Origin of the sequence: Amycolatopsis sp. NPDC051372, assembly GCF_040682095.1 — a bacterium.
Lineage (GTDB): Bacteria > Actinomycetota > Actinomycetes > Mycobacteriales > Pseudonocardiaceae > Amycolatopsis.
In genome coordinates, this window is sequence record NZ_JBFBAF010000017.1 from 84,655 (window position 1) to 102,195 (window position 17,541).

Annotated in this window: 21 protein-coding genes and 4 pseudogenes; 11 read left to right on the forward strand and 14 right to left on the reverse strand. The window is 71.5% G+C overall.

Annotation, left to right across the window (positions count from 1 at the left end; all coding sequences use genetic code 11):
- The first annotated feature begins 107 nt into the window (after positions 1–107).
- Positions 108–593 (forward strand): MarR family winged helix-turn-helix transcriptional regulator, encoded by a 486-nt coding sequence (locus AB0M56_RS25310; RefSeq protein WP_364180163.1) that lies wholly within the window; start codon positions 108–110, stop codon positions 591–593.
- A gap of 98 nt (positions 594–691) precedes the next feature.
- Positions 692–1,534: a TIGR03621 family F420-dependent LLM class oxidoreductase gene (locus AB0M56_RS25315; RefSeq protein ID WP_364180165.1), complete on the forward strand. Its 843-nt coding sequence runs from the start codon at positions 692–694 to the stop codon at positions 1,532–1,534.
- Here the strand turns inward: AB0M56_RS25315 and AB0M56_RS25320 are convergent.
- Positions 1,518–2,285: an FAD-dependent monooxygenase gene (locus AB0M56_RS25320; protein ID WP_364180167.1), complete on the reverse strand. Its 768-nt coding sequence runs from the start codon at positions 2,283–2,285 to the stop codon at positions 1,518–1,520. The genes AB0M56_RS25315 and AB0M56_RS25320 overlap by 17 nt on opposite strands.
- Before the next feature lie 514 nt (positions 2,286–2,799).
- Between AB0M56_RS25320 and AB0M56_RS25325 the strand changes: the two genes are divergently transcribed.
- Positions 2,800–3,420, forward strand: a complete 621-nt coding sequence (locus AB0M56_RS25325; RefSeq protein ID WP_364180213.1) for a TetR/AcrR family transcriptional regulator C-terminal domain-containing protein — start codon at positions 2,800–2,802, stop codon at positions 3,418–3,420.
- A 16-nt stretch (positions 3,421–3,436) separates the two neighbouring features.
- Positions 3,437–4,186, forward strand: coding sequence for a hypothetical protein (locus AB0M56_RS25330; RefSeq protein ID WP_364180169.1), 750 nt, complete (start codon positions 3,437–3,439; stop codon positions 4,184–4,186).
- A 32-nt stretch (positions 4,187–4,218) separates the two neighbouring features.
- Here AB0M56_RS25330 and AB0M56_RS25335 read toward each other — a convergent pair whose 3' ends face one another.
- Both AB0M56_RS25335 and AB0M56_RS25340 read right to left on the reverse strand, forming a co-directional pair.
- Positions 4,219–5,640 carry a selenium-binding protein SBP56-related protein gene (locus AB0M56_RS25335; protein WP_364180171.1) on the reverse strand — a complete coding sequence of 474 codons (1,422 nt, stop codon included), beginning with the start codon at positions 5,638–5,640 and terminating at the stop codon, positions 4,219–4,221.
- 277 nt (positions 5,641–5,917) lie between these two features.
- Positions 5,918–7,009: a response regulator receiver protein gene (locus AB0M56_RS25340; RefSeq protein ID WP_364180173.1), complete on the reverse strand. Its 1,092-nt coding sequence runs from the start codon at positions 7,007–7,009 to the stop codon at positions 5,918–5,920.
- 148 nt (positions 7,010–7,157) lie between these two features.
- Here AB0M56_RS25340 and AB0M56_RS25345 point away from each other — a divergent pair, with 148 nt between their 5' ends.
- A complete protein-coding gene (locus AB0M56_RS25345; RefSeq protein ID WP_364180175.1) occupies positions 7,158–8,414 on the forward strand; it encodes a tyrosine-type recombinase/integrase in 1,257 nt (418 codons plus the stop codon).
- Between the two features lie 59 nt (positions 8,415–8,473).
- Here the strand turns inward: AB0M56_RS25345 and AB0M56_RS25350 are convergent, their stop codons facing one another.
- Positions 8,474–9,046 carry an SRPBCC family protein gene (locus AB0M56_RS25350; RefSeq protein WP_364180177.1) on the reverse strand — a complete coding sequence of 191 codons (573 nt, stop codon included), beginning with the start codon at positions 9,044–9,046 and terminating at the stop codon, positions 8,474–8,476.
- A 272-nt stretch (positions 9,047–9,318) separates the two neighbouring features.
- Between AB0M56_RS25350 and AB0M56_RS25355 the strand changes: the two genes are divergently transcribed.
- The 3 genes from AB0M56_RS25355 to AB0M56_RS25365 all read left to right on the forward strand — a co-directional run bounded on the left by AB0M56_RS25355 (position 9,319) and on the right by AB0M56_RS25365 (position 11,145).
- Positions 9,319–9,504, forward strand: coding sequence for a hypothetical protein (locus tag AB0M56_RS25355; protein WP_364180178.1), 186 nt, complete (start codon positions 9,319–9,321; stop codon positions 9,502–9,504).
- 124 nt (positions 9,505–9,628) lie between these two features.
- Positions 9,629–10,432, forward strand: coding sequence for a pentapeptide repeat-containing protein (locus AB0M56_RS25360; protein ID WP_364180180.1), 804 nt, complete (start codon positions 9,629–9,631; stop codon positions 10,430–10,432).
- A gap of 188 nt (positions 10,433–10,620) precedes the next feature.
- Positions 10,621–11,145: a CGNR zinc finger domain-containing protein gene (locus AB0M56_RS25365; RefSeq protein WP_364180182.1), complete on the forward strand. Its 525-nt coding sequence runs from the start codon at positions 10,621–10,623 to the stop codon at positions 11,143–11,145.
- A 1-nt stretch (position 11,146) separates the two neighbouring features.
- On the opposite strand, the gene AB0M56_RS25370 is transcribed toward AB0M56_RS25365, so the two are convergent.
- Complete coding sequence (locus AB0M56_RS25370) at positions 11,147–11,797, reverse strand: trypsin-like serine protease (protein ID WP_364180183.1); 651 nt, start codon at positions 11,795–11,797, stop codon at positions 11,147–11,149.
- Here AB0M56_RS25370 and AB0M56_RS25375 point away from each other — a divergent pair.
- The 3 genes and pseudogenes from AB0M56_RS25375 to AB0M56_RS25385 form a co-directional block, all read left to right on the forward strand.
- A complete protein-coding gene (locus tag AB0M56_RS25375; RefSeq protein WP_364180185.1) occupies positions 11,775–11,951 on the forward strand; it encodes a hypothetical protein in 177 nt (58 codons plus the stop codon). The two genes, AB0M56_RS25370 and AB0M56_RS25375, sit on opposite strands and share 23 nt — an antisense overlap.
- Before the next feature lie 208 nt (positions 11,952–12,159).
- A pseudogene (locus tag AB0M56_RS25380) lies at positions 12,160–12,915 on the forward strand (SGNH/GDSL hydrolase family protein); the annotation flags it as partial.
- A gap of 19 nt (positions 12,916–12,934) precedes the next feature.
- Positions 12,935–12,994, forward strand: a pseudogene (locus tag AB0M56_RS25385) (hypothetical protein); the annotation flags it as partial.
- Here AB0M56_RS25385 and AB0M56_RS25390 read toward each other — a convergent pair.
- The 9 genes and pseudogenes from AB0M56_RS25390 to AB0M56_RS25430 all read right to left on the reverse strand — a co-directional run.
- A pseudogene (locus AB0M56_RS25390) lies at positions 12,989–13,039 on the reverse strand (hypothetical protein); the annotation flags it as partial. The pseudogenes AB0M56_RS25385 and AB0M56_RS25390 sit on opposite strands and share 6 nt — an antisense overlap.
- Positions 13,036–13,641 carry a TetR/AcrR family transcriptional regulator gene (locus AB0M56_RS25395; protein ID WP_364180187.1) on the reverse strand — a complete coding sequence of 202 codons (606 nt, stop codon included), beginning with the start codon at positions 13,639–13,641 and terminating at the stop codon, positions 13,036–13,038. The pseudogene AB0M56_RS25390 and the gene AB0M56_RS25395, both read right to left, overlap by 4 nt.
- 21 nt (positions 13,642–13,662) lie before the next feature.
- Positions 13,663–14,115 (reverse strand): SRPBCC domain-containing protein, encoded by a 453-nt coding sequence (locus tag AB0M56_RS25400; RefSeq protein WP_364180189.1) that lies wholly within the window; start codon positions 14,113–14,115, stop codon positions 13,663–13,665.
- Positions 14,112–14,429, reverse strand: coding sequence for a metalloregulator ArsR/SmtB family transcription factor (locus tag AB0M56_RS25405; RefSeq protein ID WP_364180215.1), 318 nt, complete (start codon positions 14,427–14,429; stop codon positions 14,112–14,114). Before AB0M56_RS25405 ends, AB0M56_RS25400 begins: the two co-directional genes overlap by 4 nt.
- A gap of 5 nt (positions 14,430–14,434) precedes the next feature.
- A complete protein-coding gene (locus AB0M56_RS25410; RefSeq protein ID WP_364180190.1) occupies positions 14,435–14,821 on the reverse strand; it encodes a VOC family protein in 387 nt (128 codons plus the stop codon).
- Positions 14,822–14,945: 124 nt separating this feature from the next.
- A pseudogene (locus AB0M56_RS25415) lies at positions 14,946–15,203 on the reverse strand (DNA polymerase III subunit beta); the annotation flags it as partial.
- A 94-nt stretch (positions 15,204–15,297) separates the two neighbouring features.
- Positions 15,298–16,455, reverse strand: coding sequence for a sigma-70 family RNA polymerase sigma factor (locus AB0M56_RS25420; RefSeq protein WP_364180192.1), 1,158 nt, complete (start codon positions 16,453–16,455; stop codon positions 15,298–15,300).
- Positions 16,452–16,859, reverse strand: a complete 408-nt coding sequence (locus AB0M56_RS25425; RefSeq protein ID WP_364180194.1) for a YciI family protein — start codon at positions 16,857–16,859, stop codon at positions 16,452–16,454. The genes AB0M56_RS25420 and AB0M56_RS25425 overlap by 4 nt, the downstream gene beginning before the upstream one ends.
- Before the next feature lie 110 nt (positions 16,860–16,969).
- On the reverse strand, positions 16,970–17,467 hold the full coding sequence (locus AB0M56_RS25430) for a pyridoxamine 5'-phosphate oxidase family protein (protein ID WP_364180196.1): 498 nt from the start codon (positions 17,465–17,467) through the stop codon (positions 16,970–16,972).
- Positions 17,468–17,541: the final 74 nt, after the last annotated feature.

Below are 17,541 nucleotides of genomic sequence, written 5' to 3' on the forward strand. Positions count from 1 at the left end.
GCGTTCGCTCACGGCGTGCGCGGTTCGCTCCCGGCGATCACCCGAGGTAGCTGCGCGAAGCAGTCACTTCCCGCGTCGCGACCACGGGCCGCCGTTACGCTCTGCCCATGCAGAACACCGGGGACGACCGCGTCCCCACCCTGTTGCGCAGCCGGCCCAGCTGGCTCGTCACCCAGCTCGCCACACAGGTCACGCGGCTGGTGGGCGACGCGTTCGACGCCGCCGGGTTCCGCCGCTACCACTACGCGCTGCTCGCCGCCCTCGACGAGTTCGGCCCCGCGAGCCAGGCCGCGCTCGGACGGCGCTGCCGCATCGACCGCAGCTACGTTGTCGAGGCCGTCGGCGAGCTGGAGACCGCCGGCTTGGTACTGCGCGCACCCGACCCGGCCGACCGGCGCCGCAACGTCGTCACCCTCACTGGCGAAGGCCGCACCCACCTCGCCGCGATGACGAAAGCCCTCGACGACGTACAGGACGAGCTCACCGCGCCCCTGCCCGCGGCCGAGCGCGAGCAGTTCGTCCACCAGCTCGGGCGGGTCCTCGACCACCTGCGCGAACCCCGCGTCACCGGTAAGGGTCGCGAAACCTCGTGATCTCGATCATGGCGGTGAACGGGACTAGCGTGGCGTACGTGTGAGCCGGAGGCCGTACCGGCTTTCTCCGTTCGTCCGCATGCGAAGGATCCGCCCCTATGACTACTCGCCCGTTCCGCTTCGGGGTCTCCCTGCTCAACGTCGGCTCCCGCACGGACTGGCGCGCCCGTGCCCGCGAGGTGCAGGACCGCGGCTACGACGTGCTCCAGGTGCCCGACCACCTCGGGATGCCCTCGCCCTTCCCCGCGCTGGTCGCGGCGGCGGACGTCACGAGCATCCGGCTGGGCACCTACGTGCTCAACGCCGGCATCCTCAGCCCTGCCTACCTCGCGCGCGACGTTGCCGACGTGCAGCGCCTCACCGACGGCCGGCTCGAGCTCGGTCTCGGCACCGGCTACATGCCGAACGAGTTCGAGGCCGTCGGCGTGCCGATGGGCTCCGGCGGTGAGCGCATCCGCAAGCTGGAGTCCACGCTCAAGGCCACACGCGAGCTGCTGGCCGCGGAAACCGGCGCGACGGTGCCGCCGATCATGCTGTCCGGCTCGGGCGACCGCATGGTGGCACTCGGCGGCCGCGAAGCCGACATCTTCAGCTTCTCGATCATGGCCGGCGTGACCGCAGGCACCGCCCCGGAAGACGCGTTCGCCCACCGCGTGCAGGTGCTGCGCGACGCCGCCGGCGACCGCTTCGGCGACATCGAGCTGAACCTGTTCGTCGCCGCCGTCGGCGACAGCGTCGAGGCGCTCGACCTCGGCGTCATCCGTCAGGCCAGCGGCCTGCCCGACGAACAGCTCGCCGAGCTGCCCGGTGTGCTCGTGGGCTCGCCACGCGAGATCGCGGAGCGGCTCGAGCGGTACCGCGAAACGTTCGGCACCACCTACATCAGCGTGCTCGAACCGCACCTCGCCGCGTTCGCCGAGGTCATCAAGCACCTGAGCTGACGTCCACGGCGCACAGGGACCGCATCAGCTCCAGCACCCCCTGGGCGCCGCGCGGCGACAGGAACTTCGCCAGGTTCGCCGCCGAGTCCCGCGCCTCCTCGGCGGCGCGGGCGAACATCTCCTCCTCGAAGCCGCGCACGTCTTCTGCCGACGCGAGCGCCAAGGCGAGCCGGGCGCCGTCGAGCATCGCCAGGTTCGCGCCCGCGCCGGCGAACGGCGGCATCAGGTGCGCCGCGTCGCCCAGCAACGTCAGGCCTGGAACCGGATCCCATCTCAAGCCGACCGGCAGCGCCGTGATCGGCGGCCGCGTGATCGGTCCTTCGGCCGCGGCGACCAGCTGCAGGAACTCCGGGGCCCAGCCCGCGTAGAGGTCCTGCAGCTGGATCCGGGCGGTCGCCGGGTCGTCGAACGCGATGCCCGAGGTCGCGAAGCAGTCCTCCTCACCGCGCATCGTCAGGTGCACCCGGGCGCTGCCGTCGCCGTTGCGCTGCGCGGACAGCGTGCGGTTGGGGCCGATCGCCATGAAACTGCCGCGCCCGACCAGCACCGAGAGCGCGGGATGGGCGAGGTCGATGTCCGGGATCACGAGCTCGATCGCGTTCACGCCCGTGTGCGCCGGTTCGGCAGGGGTGACGAGCGGACGCACGCGGGAACGGGCGCCGTCCGCGCCGACGAGGAGGTCACAGTCGGCGGCGCTGCCGTCGGCCAGGTGCAGGCGATGTCCGTGGGCGAGCGGCGTGATGTCCTCCACGGCGCGTCCCCAGTGGACGGTCTCGGGCGCAGGGCGTCGAGCAGCAGCTTGCGCAGCGCGGGACGGTCGGCTTCCGGGCGGCCGAACGCGTCGTCGGGCGTGTCCTCGCGCAGCAGCGGGGTGCCGGTGTGGTCGTGGAGCGCCAGGTCCTGGCCCTCCGGGCCGGGCGATGGCGCGGAACCCGGCCGTCAGCCCCGCTTCGCGCAGCGCGAGCTGGCCGCCGGCGGGGTGCAGGTCGAGCGTGCCGTCCTGGATGCGAGCGGTCGGGCCGGTGTCGCGTTCGTAGACGTCGGCGTGGATGCCGTGGACGTGCAGGACCCGGGCGAGCGTCAGGCCACCGAGGCCCCCTCCGGCGATGGCGATACGAGGCAGGAGGACTCCGATCGATACGGCGTATTTCTACAATACGATGTATCAACAAGTGCGGTGTATCGTTACCGCGATGAGCGAACTGGTGTGAGAACGGCCCGAGCCGCCGGCCAGATCGGCGCCGACCCCGCTGAGCCGGGAGCGGATCGTCGCCGCGGCCTGTTCGCTCGCCGACGCCGAAGGGCTGGAAGCCGTGTCGCTGCGCAAGGTCGGGGCTGCGCTCGGCGCCGGGCCGATGCGCCTCTACGGCTACCTCTCCACCAAGGACGAACTGCTCGACCTCATGGCCGACGCCGTCTACGGCGAGCTGCCCCTGCCCGAGCCCGGCACCGACCGTCGCACGGGCCTGCGGGCGCTCGCCCACGCGGTTCGCACGGCGGCACACCGGCACGAATGGTTCGCCGACCTGCTCGGCGGGCGTCCCGGGCTCGGCCCGAACGCGCTGGCCTACCTCGAAGCCTCGCTCGCCACCGCCGACGAAGGCGACATCGACGACGCGCTCGTCGCGGTGCGCGCCGTGCACTCCTACGTGACCGGCGCCGTCCGCAGCGAGATCACCGAGCTGCGCCGCGAACGCGAGTCCGGCCAGGACGAAGCGCAGTGGCAACGCGCGTCCGCTCCCTACCTGCGGCGCATGCTCGCGACCGGCCGCTACCCCACCCTCGCCCGCGCCGTCGACCTCGGCTCCCACCCCGACCCGGACATCGCGTTCGACGCCGGCCTCGCCCGCGTCCTCGACGGCCTCGATGGCCCGGTTACCGCTTAAGCGGCAAAATCGCGGCGTGATCCCCGAACTCGGCCCGACGACCCGCGTCATGCACGCGATGGAACAGCTGTGGGCCGAAATCCGCCGCCGCCACCCCGACGTGCCCGAGGCCATCCTCGTCCTGGCATCCGGCACGATGGGCACCACCACCGAGATCCACGGCCACTTCGCCCGCTCCCGCTGGCACGTCGGCCCCGGCGAGGATCCGCGCGCCGAGTTCTTCCTCGGTGCCGAAGGCCTGCGCCGCCCCGCCACCGACATCCTGGCAACCACGCTGCACGAAGCCGCCCACGGTCTCGCCGCCACGCGCGACATCGTGGACGTGAGCGACGGCCGGTACCACAACAAACGGTTCGCGGCGCTCGCCCACGAGCTGGGTGTACGGGCCGAGCAGGCGGATCGGATCGGGTGGTCGGCCACCACCGCCTTGCCCGAGACAATCGAGGCCTACGCGGATTCGCTGCACGCTCTCGAAAGGGCGTTGACGGTGTGGCGGCACACCGAGCAGGAGGTCGCGGTCCGTGCGCAGGCTCCGCAGCCGCTGCCCACGGATCCCGACCAGCCCGATGTCGTCGTGCCGGCACCGACTCCAGTCGTGATTGCGCCGGTGGACGGCCGCGGTGCTCACCGCGGCGGGCCGAACTACGTGGCCGCGGTATGCGGGTGCGACAAGCCGCGCCGCATCCGCGCGGCCCGGTCGATCCTCGAGCTGGGGCCGATCACCTGCAGTCTCTGCGCGTCCCCCTTCACCGAAACCGCGAGCTGACCGACTCGGCCGGTCGCGGTCGGATGCTCAGGTCAACGGAAACAGTACGAGTCCGACGAGGCGTCGCCGCCCTCCAACCGGACCTGGTGCGGGCGCAGGCCACGGAAGTCGTCGCCGTGCAGGAAGCACTTCCCGTCGACGCGCAGCCCGCCGACGGCGGGATCGGTCTCGAGCTTCGCCATCCAGGCCCCGACGCCGTCCGGGTAGAACTGGTCGTCCCAGGCGCCGTAGAGGGAGTTGGTGACGTAGATCCGGCGACCGTCGCGGCTCACCTCGACCATCTGGGGGCCACCCGAGAGCTGCAGCGACGGCGCGGCCGGATGCGGGACCCGGCCGGTGATGCCCCCGAGGCGCACCGAGCCGGTCTCCCGCGGCCGGGCGGGGTCGCTGACGTCGAACTGCTTGAGCTCGCCGATGCCCCAGCACGACACGTACAGGAACCGGTCGTCCACGCTGAGGCCGATGTCGGTGATCAGGGGCGGCACGGCACCGAACGGCCGTAGCGCCGGTGGCAGGTCCGCGGCGTCGGCGGGCTCGGCGGGAACGGTGATCACCTTGTCCACCGCCCAGGTGTCCCCGTCGAGGTGCCACCGCCACACGGACGCTGACAGGTCCTCGGTGGACACCGTCACACCGACGAACCCCCACGTGGCGTCCGGGTCGTGCGACGGGCGCACCTCGAGCACGATCTGGTGCTGCTCGCCGAGGTCGACGCTCTGGCGGTGCCGGCCCTCGGCCAGGTCCCAGAAGTGCAGCGCGTGCCCGTACTTGTGGCCCAGCAGCAGCTCCGGATCGATGCCGTCCTCGACCATCGCGGGGGTGCCCCACTCGCTGCTGATCAGGACGTTGCGGTTGAGGTGCCACCACGCGTCGTAGGCCAGGTACTGCGGGCCCCGCTCGGTCTCCCACGCACGGACCACGTCGAACGTGTCGTGATCGAGCAGCGCGATGCCGCCCGGACCGCCCGAGCCTTCCCCGGCGCCGAGACACGACACGTACACGCCGTCCGGCCCGCAGTGGGAGGTGTGCGGACGGGAGTATCCCGCCTTCTCGGCCAGCTCGGCCGCGGTCACCGTCTTGTGCAGGACAGGCTGGCGCGGATCGGGCTGGGTGTCGAACACGTGGATGTTCGACGAACGGATCCCGGGCAGCAGCAGGAATCGGCGGCGCAGGCCGTCAGGGTCGTGCCCGGTGTGCGCGAACGCGCTACTGCACGCGTTCCATCCAAAGTGGTGCAGCTCATCGCCGATGGTTGGCAGCTCCGACCAGCCGACCACGCTGCCGTACGTGCCCGAGTCGGGATCCACGTCGACCGTCGCCAGGGCATCCGGTTTGGCGGCCGTCCGGTCGAATGCCACGACGTACGCGAGCTTCTCCGGCGGGGCCGCGATCGCGTCGCCGGGGCTGCGGTAGAAGGTCGGATCGGTCTGTGACTGTGCTGACTGCCCGGTCATCACGTTCTCCCTCCCCTGTCCGATTCCCCGAATGTCCCGCGCGTGCCGTCGTGGCCGCAAGGCACGAACGCGCACGTCAGACGATGCGTGCGACGGCTCTGCCGGAACTGCGGGCGGCCACATGCTCGGTGCGCGACCGGCGCACGACGACCGCCTTCCTCTGCTGCTCAAGGGAAAACGGCTCCGAACGCCGCCCACGGCAGGTGCGCGAACCGTCAGTCGCCCCGGCCGGCACGGCGTGGTCTCACGGCGGCCGAAGCGGCGTGCGGTTGAAACTTCACGGCCCGGGCGGAGGGGTCTCCCCGGGCAGATCGAGCAGTTCCGCCAGCAGATCCGCGCGCAGGTCGGTGTTCTCGGTGGGAGTCGCCAGCGCGAGCCTGTGCACGCGCTCGAGCCGGGACCGCAAGCCGGCGTGGTGCTCCGCGGCCCGGGTGAGCTGCTCCTCGGCCGCGTCCAGCCGGCCGGCCAGGACAGCGGACCGGCTGCGCGCCTCCGCGACGGCTTCGGCCGAGGCGGCGGATTCCGTGCGCTGGTGCTGATGAGCAGCGTCCAGACGTCGCTCCAGGTCTCCGAGGTGGGCCCGGGCGGTGGTGAGTGCCTCGTTGGCCTGGTCGAGCCGGCCGGTGAGGTCCCGCCGGACCTCCTCTTCGCGCGCGCGTGCCTGCGCCAGGCTGGTGAGCGCCGCGTCGCGTTCGGTGGCGCGGACGGCGAGCTGCTCGGAGCGTTGAGCGAGCTCCGCGGCGAGGGCGTCGGCGCGGGCGCGTTCGGTGCGGGTGTCGCCGGCGGCGCGCTCGGCGCGTTCGGCGGCGGCGGTGGCGGAGGCTTCGGCGCGGGCCTGGTCGAGCTCGGCCGCCTTGCGGGCTTTCACCGCTGCCGCGGCCATTTCGTCGGCGGCTTTCGCCAGGTCGGCCTGTTCCTGGGCGTGGGCCTGGGCGGCGGCGGTGGCTTGTTCGCCTTCCACTGCGCGAGCTTCGGCGGCTTGGCGGAGGCCGTCCGCTTCGGTGGCACGGGCTTCCGCGGTTTCGGCGCGGGTGAGGGCGGAGGTCACCTCGTCCTGGGCGCGGGCGGCGACGCTGTCGAGGGCGTTGCGCAGGGTCTGCAGCGGCCCACCCAGCTCCGTGGCGGCGCGGACGAACTGCGCGGCCGCGTCGGTGAGGCCGGCGTGGGAGACCGAATCGCCCAGTGCTTCGCGCAGCGCTTGGTCGGCGGCGGCGAGTTGTTTGCACGTGCGGTCCCCGGGCCAGCGGCGGTCCGGGCAGAACTCGAACGGCCGGCCCCCACGCGGTCCCGGCGGCGGCAACGGCGCCCGGCACTGCCGGAACCCACACAGCGCCGCCGTCCGGTCCTCGATCACAGCTCCCTCAGTCACCCCTGAAGCGTATCTGATTGGTTATATAACTTCTAACCGAGGTTGTAGTTATTTAACTTAATACCTAGGTCAGCTACAGAAGAGAGCTTTTGTTGCTAAGCTGCCAGAGAAGATGATTGATCGACGGAGAGTGACGGAACCAGCAGCTGTGAGTGAGATCGTGAGCCTCGAAACCGCCTCGAAAACTGGGTACCCCCTCTCGGCCGACCACGACGTGTGGCCGGGCGTCGAAGACCCCGCCGCGTTGCTCGACGCGATCGCGGACTGGCTCGCCGGCTACGGAAACCAGGCCACCCGCCGCACCTACGCCGAAGGACTCGGCCTCCCCGTCACCGCGGCCGACCTCGCCGAGTGGGCCGAACCGGGGCGCCACCTCGACACCTGGCGGACGGCCGTCCGCCACTACGCCGACGCCCTCCGCCTCACCCCGAGCCCGAGCCCGAGCCCGAGTTCCGCCACCGCTCCCCCGCCCGCACCGCGCGGCCGGCTGCGCGCGCACCACTGGTTCCGCTGGTGCGTCACGCGCGGCCTCGATCCGATGGCCGCCACCTCGGCCGACGTCAAGAGCTGGCTCGACACCCTCGCCGCCGCCAACGCCGCCCCCGCGACGCGCGACCGGATGCTCGCCACCGTCAAAGCGCTCTACGGCTACCTCGCCGACACGGGCCTCGTCACCGGAAACCCCGCCGCCCTCAACCGCCGCCGGCTCGGCCTCGCCACGGCCGCGAGCAGCACGTCCGGCACCGTCACCCTCACCACACGGCAGGTCCGTGCCCTCTACACCGCCGCCGGCACACCCCGGCGCGGCGCCAGTCCGTTGGACACGGCGCGCGCGGTGGCCGTGGTCGCGCTCTTCACGCTCGGGCTGCGCGTGAGCGAACTGTGTGGGCTGGACCGCTCCGACCTGCACGTCACCCGCGGCCGCCGCGCGCTGCGCGTGCTCGGCAAGGGCGGCAAGACGCGCGTGGTCTACCTCAGCGTCCCGGCCGAGAACTCGCTCATGAGCTACCTCTCCGCCCGCGACACCGCGGCCGCCTCACGCGAGACCACCGTCGAACGCCGGACCCAAGCGCGCCACGCACCGCCGTCGCCGCTATTGCAGACCCGCACCGGCAACCGCTACCAACGCCAGGCGATCTGGCAGCTGCTCCGCCGCATCACCGCCACCGGCGGCACCGACCTCGAACCCGTCGCCGGCGCCATGCACCCCCACGCGCTGCGCCACTTCTACGTCACCACCGCCGTCGAAGCGGGCGCCCAACTGGTGCACGTGCAGGCCGACGTCGGTCACAGCAGCATCGACACCACCCAGCAGACTTACGACCACGCCGCCCGCGCCCCGGAACGCAGCGCTGTCGACCTCGTCGCGAGCAGCTGGTTCCCCGACGACACCGGCGCCGACTGAGGTCCGGTCACGGCGCTGAGGTCTTGTCACGGCGCTGTGGTCTTGTCATGGCGCTGTGGTCAGGCCTCCGGCGAGCCGGCGGCGCGGTGCCCGGTGGCGGCAGATTCCCGTTCGGCGATCCAAGCGAGCCGATCGAGCCTCGCGCGCATGTTGGCGTTGAGGTCGGCCTCCAGATCTCGAACGCCGAAGAACACCCGCAGAATCACGTGCAGGCCTCGCGGCACGGATTCAACGACCTCGTAGGACTCGATCGCCGCGGTACCGGTCGCGTCCGGGCGGAACACGTACCTCCACCGGATGCCGCCACCGCCGCGTTCGGTCCGGCGGATGCTGAACTCCCGTGCCGGATCCGCGACTTCGACGACCGGTTTGTTCGACCAGGTGAACCATCGCCGCTTGTTGCGCGCGAGGAACTCGGCGCCCACCGCCGCACCACTCGCGCCGTCGAGCCAACGGCACTCGATCACCTCCGGGCTCCACTCGGGCGTCCGGGTCACGTCCGACACCAGGTCGTAGAGCGTCCGAGGGTCGGCTTCGACATGCCGACGCACCTCGTCGCGGGTGAGCCGTACATCGTCCCCTCCCAGGAGCAGATGCTTCTCACCGCCGATCGATCCGGCCTCGCGACGCACGTCGCTCTCCGCACTTCGCCGCCCTCAGGGCGGCGTGAGCGGCTGCGGCTGCAGGCGATCGAGGAGATCCTCGACGCGGCGCTCGAGGTCGTGACCGAGAAGGGTGCCACCGCGCTCAACCTGTCGGAGGTGGCGAGGCGGGTCGGGCTGCGCCCTCCCGGCGGTGCCCGGGTTCGAACCGTCGCCGCAGGCGTACCGTCCCAGCCTGGCCGTGCAGGAGTTGACCATGCCGGGCATTCACGGCTGCCGTCGATCGCCATGAGCTGCATCCGGTGGCCGCGTCGGAACGGGGCGTCGGTCTGTTCATCGCCCTCGGTGCCGGCGTCGGCTCGCTCCAGCTGGGCAACGATCAGCACGCCGGCTTCGTCGAGGGCCGGTACGCCCTCCTGGTCGAGCCGGCCCTCGACATGTTCGCCGCATACTTCTCGCCGGACAAACCAGCCGGCTGGACGTCCTGACAGTCTCGGCCATCCAACCGGGGATCACAGCAGGCCGAAGGCCTGCCAGTCGCCGTGCCGGTGGTCCAGAGCGCCAACAGCGGCGCCGATACCCTGGTGAGAACCCCGCCGGCCAGGAGAACACTTGTCCCACCACGATTCGCTCACTGCCGACTGCGGCAGCTGCTTCGGGCTGTGCTGCGTCGCCCTCACCTTCACGCGTTCCGCGGACTTCGCGATGAACAAGGCGGCCGGCGATCCGTGCCCCAACCTGGAACCGGAGTTCGGCTGCGGCATCCACGATCGCCTGCGGGACAAGGGGTTCTCCGGCTGCACCGTCTACGACTGCTTCGGCGCCGGGCAGAAGATCTCGCAGATCACCTTTGCCGGGCGCGACTGGCGCAGCGAACCGGCTGGCGCGAAGCGGATGTTCGCCGCGCTGCCCGTGATGCGCCAGCTGCACGAACTGCTCTGGTACCTCACCGAAGCCCGGTCCCTGGCTGTCACGCGGGAGCTGCACGCCGGTCTCGACGCCGCGCTCGCCGAGACCGAACAACTCACGCTGAGCGACCCCGACACCCTGCTCGCGCTGGACGTCGCCGAGCAACGCGCCCGCGTGGACGTGCTGCTGCAGGCCACGAGCCGGCTCGTGCGGGATGGGGTGCGCGGCAAGAAGAAGGACCGCCGGGGTGCGGATCTCATGGGAGCCAAGCTCGCGAACGCGGACCTGCGGGGCGCGAACCTGCGCGGGGCCTACCTCATCGCCGCGGACCTGCGCGGCGCCGATCTTCGCCAGGCCGACCTGATCGGGGCGGACCTGCGCGACGCCGACGTCCGCGGCGCGGACCTCACCGCGTGCCTGTTCCTCACGCAGTCGCAGGTCAACGCCGCCCGCGGCGACGCCACGACCCAGCTCACCGAGCGCCTCAGCCGGCCCGCTCACTGGTAGCCGGCCGCGTCGACCCGACCACCACGCCACCGAGCCGTGCGACCCAGCTGCCGCACAGGCAGCGAACGTAGTCGGCACGACTGCCGCGCGAGGCGGGCACGACGGCGGACGGGGGCAGTTCGGCCAGGGGCCAGCCACAACGGGGGCAACGGTTCTCATCCATGCCCCGATCGTGCTGTAATGAGTCAGTGCACTTCAACCCTTACGGCGGCTCCGGCGCTCAGGTGGCCGCGGCGCTGGCCACGCTGGCTCGGGACGACAGCGTCTCGGCGGAGGACGTGCTGAGCACCTGCCGGGCCCACGGCATGACGCTGACGGGGCTCACCGACGACGAAGGCGCCCGCATCCTCGACTGGAGCCGGCGGCTGCGTGAGGTCTTCGCCGCGGGCAAAGCGGACCAGGTGGAGCTGGTGAACCGGCTGCTCCTCACCGCGGCGGTGCGCCCGCACATCTCCGGCCACGACGGTAAACCCCCGCACCTGCACTACGCCGGCGAAGACGCCGAGGCCGTCGAACGCGTGCAGGCGCACTCGGCCGGCGGGCTCGCCCACCTCGTGTGCGAAGCGCCCGATCGCTTCGGCCTGTGCGCACGCGAGGGTTGCGGGATCGCCTTCGTCGACACCTCGCGCAACGGCCGCCGCCGCTTCTGCTCGACGCGGTGCGGCACGCGGGTCAACGTCGCCGACCACCGGGCCCGGCAGCTCAGCGCTTGACTCAGCTCATCTGCTCGTGGATCCAGTCAAGGATCGTGTCCACGCGCGCGGTGGTCTCCACACCGGGCTGGGGGCAGTCCGGGCCGTTGTCCTCGATCGCCACGAGCCGGCCCTTCTGGTCGCCCTCGGGGATGAAAAACGGTGAGCCCGAGTCGTCGTGACACGGGCTGTTCTCGACGGTGCGCGCCTCCCGGGGGCTCATGTCGAGCTCGGTGTGGCGGATCTCGCTGACCTCGAAGTGGCCGCGTTTCATGTGATCGGCCGGCGCGACGACGGTGGCCGAGAGCGAGCCCCAGCCCACGAAGTCGACGTCCTCGCCGACCTTCGGCGGACCGGTCGGCAACGTCAGCGGCGCGATGTCGGTGATCGGGGCGCTGAGCTTGACCAGCGCGAGGTCGTTGACCGGCGACTGGCGCACGTCCACGGCCTGCACCACGTGCCCGCGGGGGTCGTCGTCGTTGATCTTCCCGACTGCCACCGTCATGTGGTATTGCGGCGTGCCGCCGACGCGGGTGCCGTCGAGGTCGTGGAAGCAGTGCCCGGCCGTGATGATCCAGTCCGGCGCGATCAGGGACCCGCTGCAGCCCCCGCCGCGCACGCCGCCGCCCTCGACGGGGATGTCCTTCGACGTGAGCTTCGCGTTGAATGGCATCACGCTCGGCGGCAAGGCGGGAGCAGTGCTGCTGGGCGCCGGCTTCGGCTGGGCTGACGAGCCCTGGCCGGCCGCGCCCGCCCGCGTGTGCGCGACTTCCGCGTCGGCGGTCCCGGCGGCCGACGCTGCCGGACCCTTCTGGACGGTGACGTAGCCGCCGGCGAGGCCTGCACCTGCAACGATGGCGAGTGCCAGCGCGCCGTGGCGGGAGCGACGGTGACCGGATCGTGACTTCACACTTGCAACAACGGACGGAGAGGCTGAGAAGTTCAGCCATCCGTGGAGAAATCTCAGCGAATCTCGTCACTCTGTGACACCAAAGGTGATCAAGGGACGATTCGGGCTGCATTAGGGTTCTCGTTATGACCAACCGCTTGGTATCCCTGGGCGATTCCTTCACCGAAGGTGTCGGCGACGACGATCCCGCCGCGCCGAACGGCGTGCGCGGCTGGGCCGACCGCGTCGCCGAGGTGCTGAGCGCCCGTGAGCCGGACTTCCGCTACGCCAACCTCGCCATCCGCGGGAAGCTGCTGCCGCAGGTGCTCGCCGAGCAGGTGGAGCCGGCGATCGCGATGGAACCGGACCTGATCACGCTCTACGCGGGCGGCAACGACCTGATGCGCCCGAAGGTCGGCATCGACGCGCTGACCGACTCCTATGAGCTCGCCGTCGCCCGGCTGCGCGGGACCGGCGCCCGGGTCGTGCTGTTCACCGGCGTCGACGGGGTGGAGGACGCGCTGTTCCGGCAGATGCGCGGGCGGGTCGCGATCTACAACGAGAACGTGCGCGGCATCGCCGCCCGCCACGGCACGCTGCTGGTGGACATGTGGTCGATGCGGCAGCTGCGCGACCGGCGGCTGTGGGCACCGGACCGCCTGCACCTCAATTCCCGGGGCCACCTCGAGATAGCGATCGCGGTACTCGACGTGCTCGGGGTGCCCCACGACCTCACCTCGGGCGAGCTGGGGCCGCGCCCGCGCTTGTCGACTCGCGAACGCCGTGAGGAGAACCTGCGCTGGAGCCGCGAGCACGCGTGGCCTTGGGTGCAGCGCCGCCTGCGCGGCGAGTCCTCCGGCGACACGATGAGCCCGAAACGCCCGGTGCTGGAACCGTTCGGATCAGGTGCTCTCGAGTCAGGTGCTCTCGAGTCAGGCGTGCTTGAGTCAGGCGTGCTTGAGTCAGGCGTGCTTGAGTCAGGCGTGCTTGAGTCAGGCGTGCTTGAGTCAGGCGTGCTTGAGTCAGGCACCGACGCGCGGGGCGTGCGCGGCTGACAAGGCCGGGCGCAGGCCGTCGAACAGGATCGCGACCACGCGGTCGCGCAGCGCGCAGTCGGCGCCGATGTGCTCGGCGGCCTTGGCCGTGCCGATGATCACCGGGATCAGCTCGGCCACGGTGAGGTCGGCGCGCACCGCGTCGGCGTCCTGCGCGCGGCGCAGCAGCACTCCGAGCGCCTCCAGCAGCCGGGTGGCGACGTCCGAGCCCGCCTTCGGCACGTGGATGCCTGCGGCGCTGAGGGCTTCGAAGTAGGCGTTCTTGGCGCTGGACATCTCGATCCAGCTGGTCAGGAACGTGAAGAACGCGGCGCCGGCGTCGGGTGAGTCCTGCGCGACGACCGCCTCGGCCTCGTCGACGAAGCGGTGCAGCCGCGCGTAGAGCACCGCTTCGAGCAGTGCCTCCTTGGTCGGGAAGTGCCGGAACACCGTGCCGACGCCCACGCCCGCCTCGCGTGCGACCTCTTCGGTCGGGGCGCCCGTGCCTTTGGCCGCGAACACCGTCTCCGCGGCTTCGAGCACTTTGGCCCGGTTGCGCCGGGCGTCGGCGCGCAGCGGTTTGGACTCCGTCACGGTGCCTGATCGTAGCCGGGTTCAGCCGGGCAGCGCGCTGAGCACGCGTTCCAGGGCCCGCGGCACGTGCGAGCGCCAGCCGGCGCCCATGATCCGGCGGGACACGCGCTCGAACTCGTCGTCCGGGTCGAAGCCCTCGTGGCTGAGGAACAGCCGGGTTCCGGTGCCCTCCGGTACGAGCCGCCACGTGACCGTCCACTTCGGACCCCATTTAATGCTCAGCTCGCGTTCGGGGTCGGCCACGAGCACCTCGCACTGCACGGGCCCGCCCGCGAACCCGGCCGCCGGCACCGGCTGCGCGAGCAGCTCGAAGCGGTGTCCCACCACAGGTTTGACGTCGTTGGGCATCGCGAGCCAGCGTTCCAGCAGCTCGGGTTCGGTGAGCGCGCGCCAGACCTTGCGCGCGGGGTGCGGCAGGAACGTGTCGACGTGCACCGCCGTCGGGTCCTCCGGGTTCGGCGCGGTCTCGGTCACAGGTCCTCCTCGTCGAGCAGGTCACGCAGGTTGGTGAGCTTCGTGCGCCAGAACTGCTCGAACGGGTGCAGCCACGTCGTGACTTCCTCCAGCGGCGCGGCTTCGAGGGAGTAGAGGCGGTTGCGCCCGGCGCGTTGCTCGGTCACCAGGCCGGCTTCCCGCAGCACGCGCAGGTGTTCCGACAGACTCGGCCGGCGCATGTCGAAGCGCTCGGCCAGATCGCCGGCGGCCATCGGGCCTTCGAGCAGCAGCCGTAGCACCTCGCGCCGCGCGGGGTTGGCGAGCGCGGCGAAGACGTCGTCGTTGACGGGCACGCCGCTCAGCCCGGCCGGTTGCCGAACGCCGAGGGCTCGAGCAGGCCGACGCCGTTGCCATCGAGGTCCTGGAACGAGGTCGCGCGGCCCCACGGCATCGCCTGCGGCTCGGGGACCTCGATCCCGTTGTCGCGTAACGCCGCCACGTCGGCGTCGAGGTCGGTGGTGTCGAGCTGGAAGTGCAGCGGGCCGGTGAGCGTGACACCGGAGATCGGGTAGTCGACGAGCACCAGGCCGGTCTGCGCGCCCTTCGGCGCCACCATCACGAACCGGCCGGCCGGGCCGTTGCGATCGACGACGACCTCGAACCCGAGTTTCCCGACGTAGAAGTCGCGGGCTTTCGCCTGGTCGGCCACCGGCACGGTGAGGAACTGGATGCGGGAGACGGTCATGCCGGAAACAATAGGTAGGATAATTCCTACGTGTCAAGCGGCAGGGCGCTGCGCCGGGGTGGGTGGGCACGGTCGGGCACGGATTCGGAGGGCGCAGACCAGTTCGACCGGGTACGCGCCCGAGGGGCAGTGCCTTGGTGATGTCGGCGAGGAGGCGGCCGGAGACCAAGAGGCGGCCACCGTCGGCGATCGTCGCGGGGACGCCCACCGTGGCGGAGACCTCGTAGTCGAACCCGGACACCGTGAGCGCGTCGGACTCCCCGTCCGCACCCGCGTCGAGCAGCACACCACCCAGCACCGGCACCGGAGGCCGGGACGGGAAGCTCCTGGCCACCCAGGCGACGGCGTCGGCAAGCCCGTCGCGCTCGACACGGATCTTCATGCGCGCCGCCGGGTCGGCCGCGGCGCTCGCCGCGTTGCTGCGCGGCGGAAGCTCTACCGCGACATCTGCGCGACCACCTGACCCCGGGCTGTGTTCACTCGCGCAGCCGGGAGTTCAGGCGTGCGGCCTGCCGGGTGAGGTGCTCGCGTTCGGGGAGGTTGGGCGCGGCCGCCGCGGCTTCGGCGTAGAGCCGGGCCGCAGTGGCCGGGTCGCCGTCGCGTTCGTGGAGGTACGCCGACGCGGCGGTGTGGCGGGGCAGGGTGGGGTCGAGCTCCGCGAGCGCGGCCAGGCCCGCGCGGGGACCGTCGGCCTCCCCGACCGCGACGGCCCGGTTGAGCCGGGCTACCGGACTGTCGGTGAGGCGCACCAGCTCGTCGTACCACTCGACGATCTGCACCCAGTCGGTCTCTTCGGCAGCCTGCGCATCGGCGTGCAGCGCGGCGATCGCGGCCTGGGCCTGGAACTCGCCCAGCCGGTCGCGCGCCAGCGCCGCCTGCAGAATGTCGACGCCCTCGGCGATCAGGGCCGTGTCCCACTGGCTGCGGTCCTGATCGGCCAGGGGCACGAGCCGGCCGTCGGCGGTGGTCCGGGCCGGGCGGCGGGCGTGGTGCAGCAGCATGAGCGCGAGCAGGCCCGCGACCTCCTCGTGGTCGATCCGGGCGGCGAGCTGGCGCGTGAGCCGGATGGCCTCGGCGGCGAGGTCGACGTCGCCGGAGTAGCCCTCGTTGAAGACCAGGTACAGCACACGCAGCACCGTGCCGACGTCGCCGGCCTGGTTCAGGCGCACGCCCGCCACGGTTTTCTTGGCCCGGGTGATGCGCTGGCCCATCGTCGCCTCGGGCACGAGGTAGGCCTGCGCGATCTGCCGAGTGGTCAGCCCGCCGACCGCGCGCAACGTGAGCGCGACGGCCGAAGCCGGGGTCAGCGACGGGTGGGTGCACAGGAAGTACAGCTGCAGTGTGTCGTCCGCGACCTCGGTCGGGCCGGGTTCGGGCTCCTCGTCGGCGCGCAGCTCGCGGTCGCGCCGCGAGGAGTCGGCGCGCACGGCGTCGAGAAACTTGCGCCACGCGACGGTGACCAGCCAGCCCTTCGGGTCGCGCGGCGGGTCGTGCGGCCACACGCGCACGGCCTCGACCAGGGCTTCCTGCACCGCATCCTCGGCCGCCGCGAAATCCGCTCCGCGCCGGCCGAGGATCCCGATCACCGCCGGTGTGAGGGTCCGCAGCAGGGTTTCGTCCACCGGTGCCGTCATTCGGTGATGGCGGGGCACTCGCCGTAGAACGGGCGTACCTCGAGCCACTCCTGGGTCGGCTTCCCGCCCGCACCCGGTGACGCGGACAGCTCGCCGGCGAGCTCGATCGCGCGCTCGTGGGTCTCGACGTCGATGATCACCCAGCCGGCGATGAGGTCCTTGGTCTCCGCGAACGGCCCGTCGGTGACCGGCGGCCGGCCCTCGCCGCCGGAGCGGACCCACGTGCCTTCCTGCGAGAGCGCCTGGCTGTCCACGAACTCGCCGGTGCTTTCGAGCTTGGCCGCGAAGTCGCGCAAGTACTGCATGTGGGCCGTGACCTCCTCCGGGGTCCACTGGTCCATCGGCACGTCGTTGCCCGCGGCCGGCGCGCCGCGGTAGTGCTTGAGCAGCAGGTACTTGGCCATCGTCGTTCTCCTTGGTGTGGTCCGGCCCATTCTGGCCGGGTTCGGTACGGGGACGCAGCCGTTCGCGGGTTCTCGACATCCCGCGGCGGACCTTTTTCGGGCTGGGGTTTTCAGGCTTGCTGACGCTCGGCGCGCTGCTTGACCAGCTCCTCGACGGCGCTGGGCAACGTGGTCTCGAAGTCGATGAGCTTCGCCCAGGTCGGGGTCACGACGACGCGGACCATTCCGTCGTAGAGCGAGCGGATCTCGGCCTCCCACTCGACCCGCTGTTCGGCGGTCATCTCGTAGCTGCCGTTCATCTGCAGGTACTCCTCGGGGATCCCGTCGACGACGTCGAGCTCGGCGCGGCCTCGGATGAGCAGGATCTTGGGCGGGTGCACCTCGGTGTCGATGGTGAGCGCCACCATCGGGTTGGCCCGCAGCGACGGCAGCTTCGGCGCATTTTTGGTGGTGCACATGACGATCTCGGTGCCGTTCCAGGTGAACCCGATGGGCACGTTGCGCGGCGTCCCGTCCTCGGCGACGTAGGCCAGGCGGGTCAGGTCGCGCGCCAGCAATTCCTGGCTGAGCGGGCGGTTGAGGATCTCGGTGATCTGGCTGCGGTCCACGGGATTCTCCTCGGTGGTGTCGATCCGGGCGGTGGGCTTCGGTCTGTGTTCGCCTCGGGGACGGAGCCGCGCAC

Bases quoted from the DNA above. Each gene is read 5' to 3' on its own strand.
- AB0M56_RS25310 (WP_364180163.1), top strand. From the start codon at position 108: ATGCAGAACACCGGGGACGACCGCGTCCCCACCCTGTTGCGCAGCCGG.
- AB0M56_RS25315 (WP_364180165.1), top strand. From the start codon at position 692: ATGACTACTCGCCCGTTCCGCTTCGGGGTCTCCCTGCTCAACGTCGGC.
- AB0M56_RS25335 (WP_364180171.1), bottom strand. From the start codon at position 5,640: ATGACCGGGCAGTCAGCACAGTCACAGACCGATCCGACCTTCTACCGC.
- AB0M56_RS25370 (WP_364180183.1), bottom strand. From the start codon at position 11,797: ATGCCATTCAACGCGAAGCTCACGTCGAAGGACATCCCCGTCGAGGGC.
- AB0M56_RS25410 (WP_364180190.1), bottom strand. From the start codon at position 14,821: ATGACCGTCTCCCGCATCCAGTTCCTCACCGTGCCGGTGGCCGACCAG.
- AB0M56_RS25420 (WP_364180192.1), bottom strand. From the start codon at position 16,455: ATGACGGCACCGGTGGACGAAACCCTGCTGCGGACCCTCACACCGGCG.
- AB0M56_RS25425 (WP_364180194.1), bottom strand. From the start codon at position 16,859: ATGGCCAAGTACCTGCTGCTCAAGCACTACCGCGGCGCGCCGGCCGCG.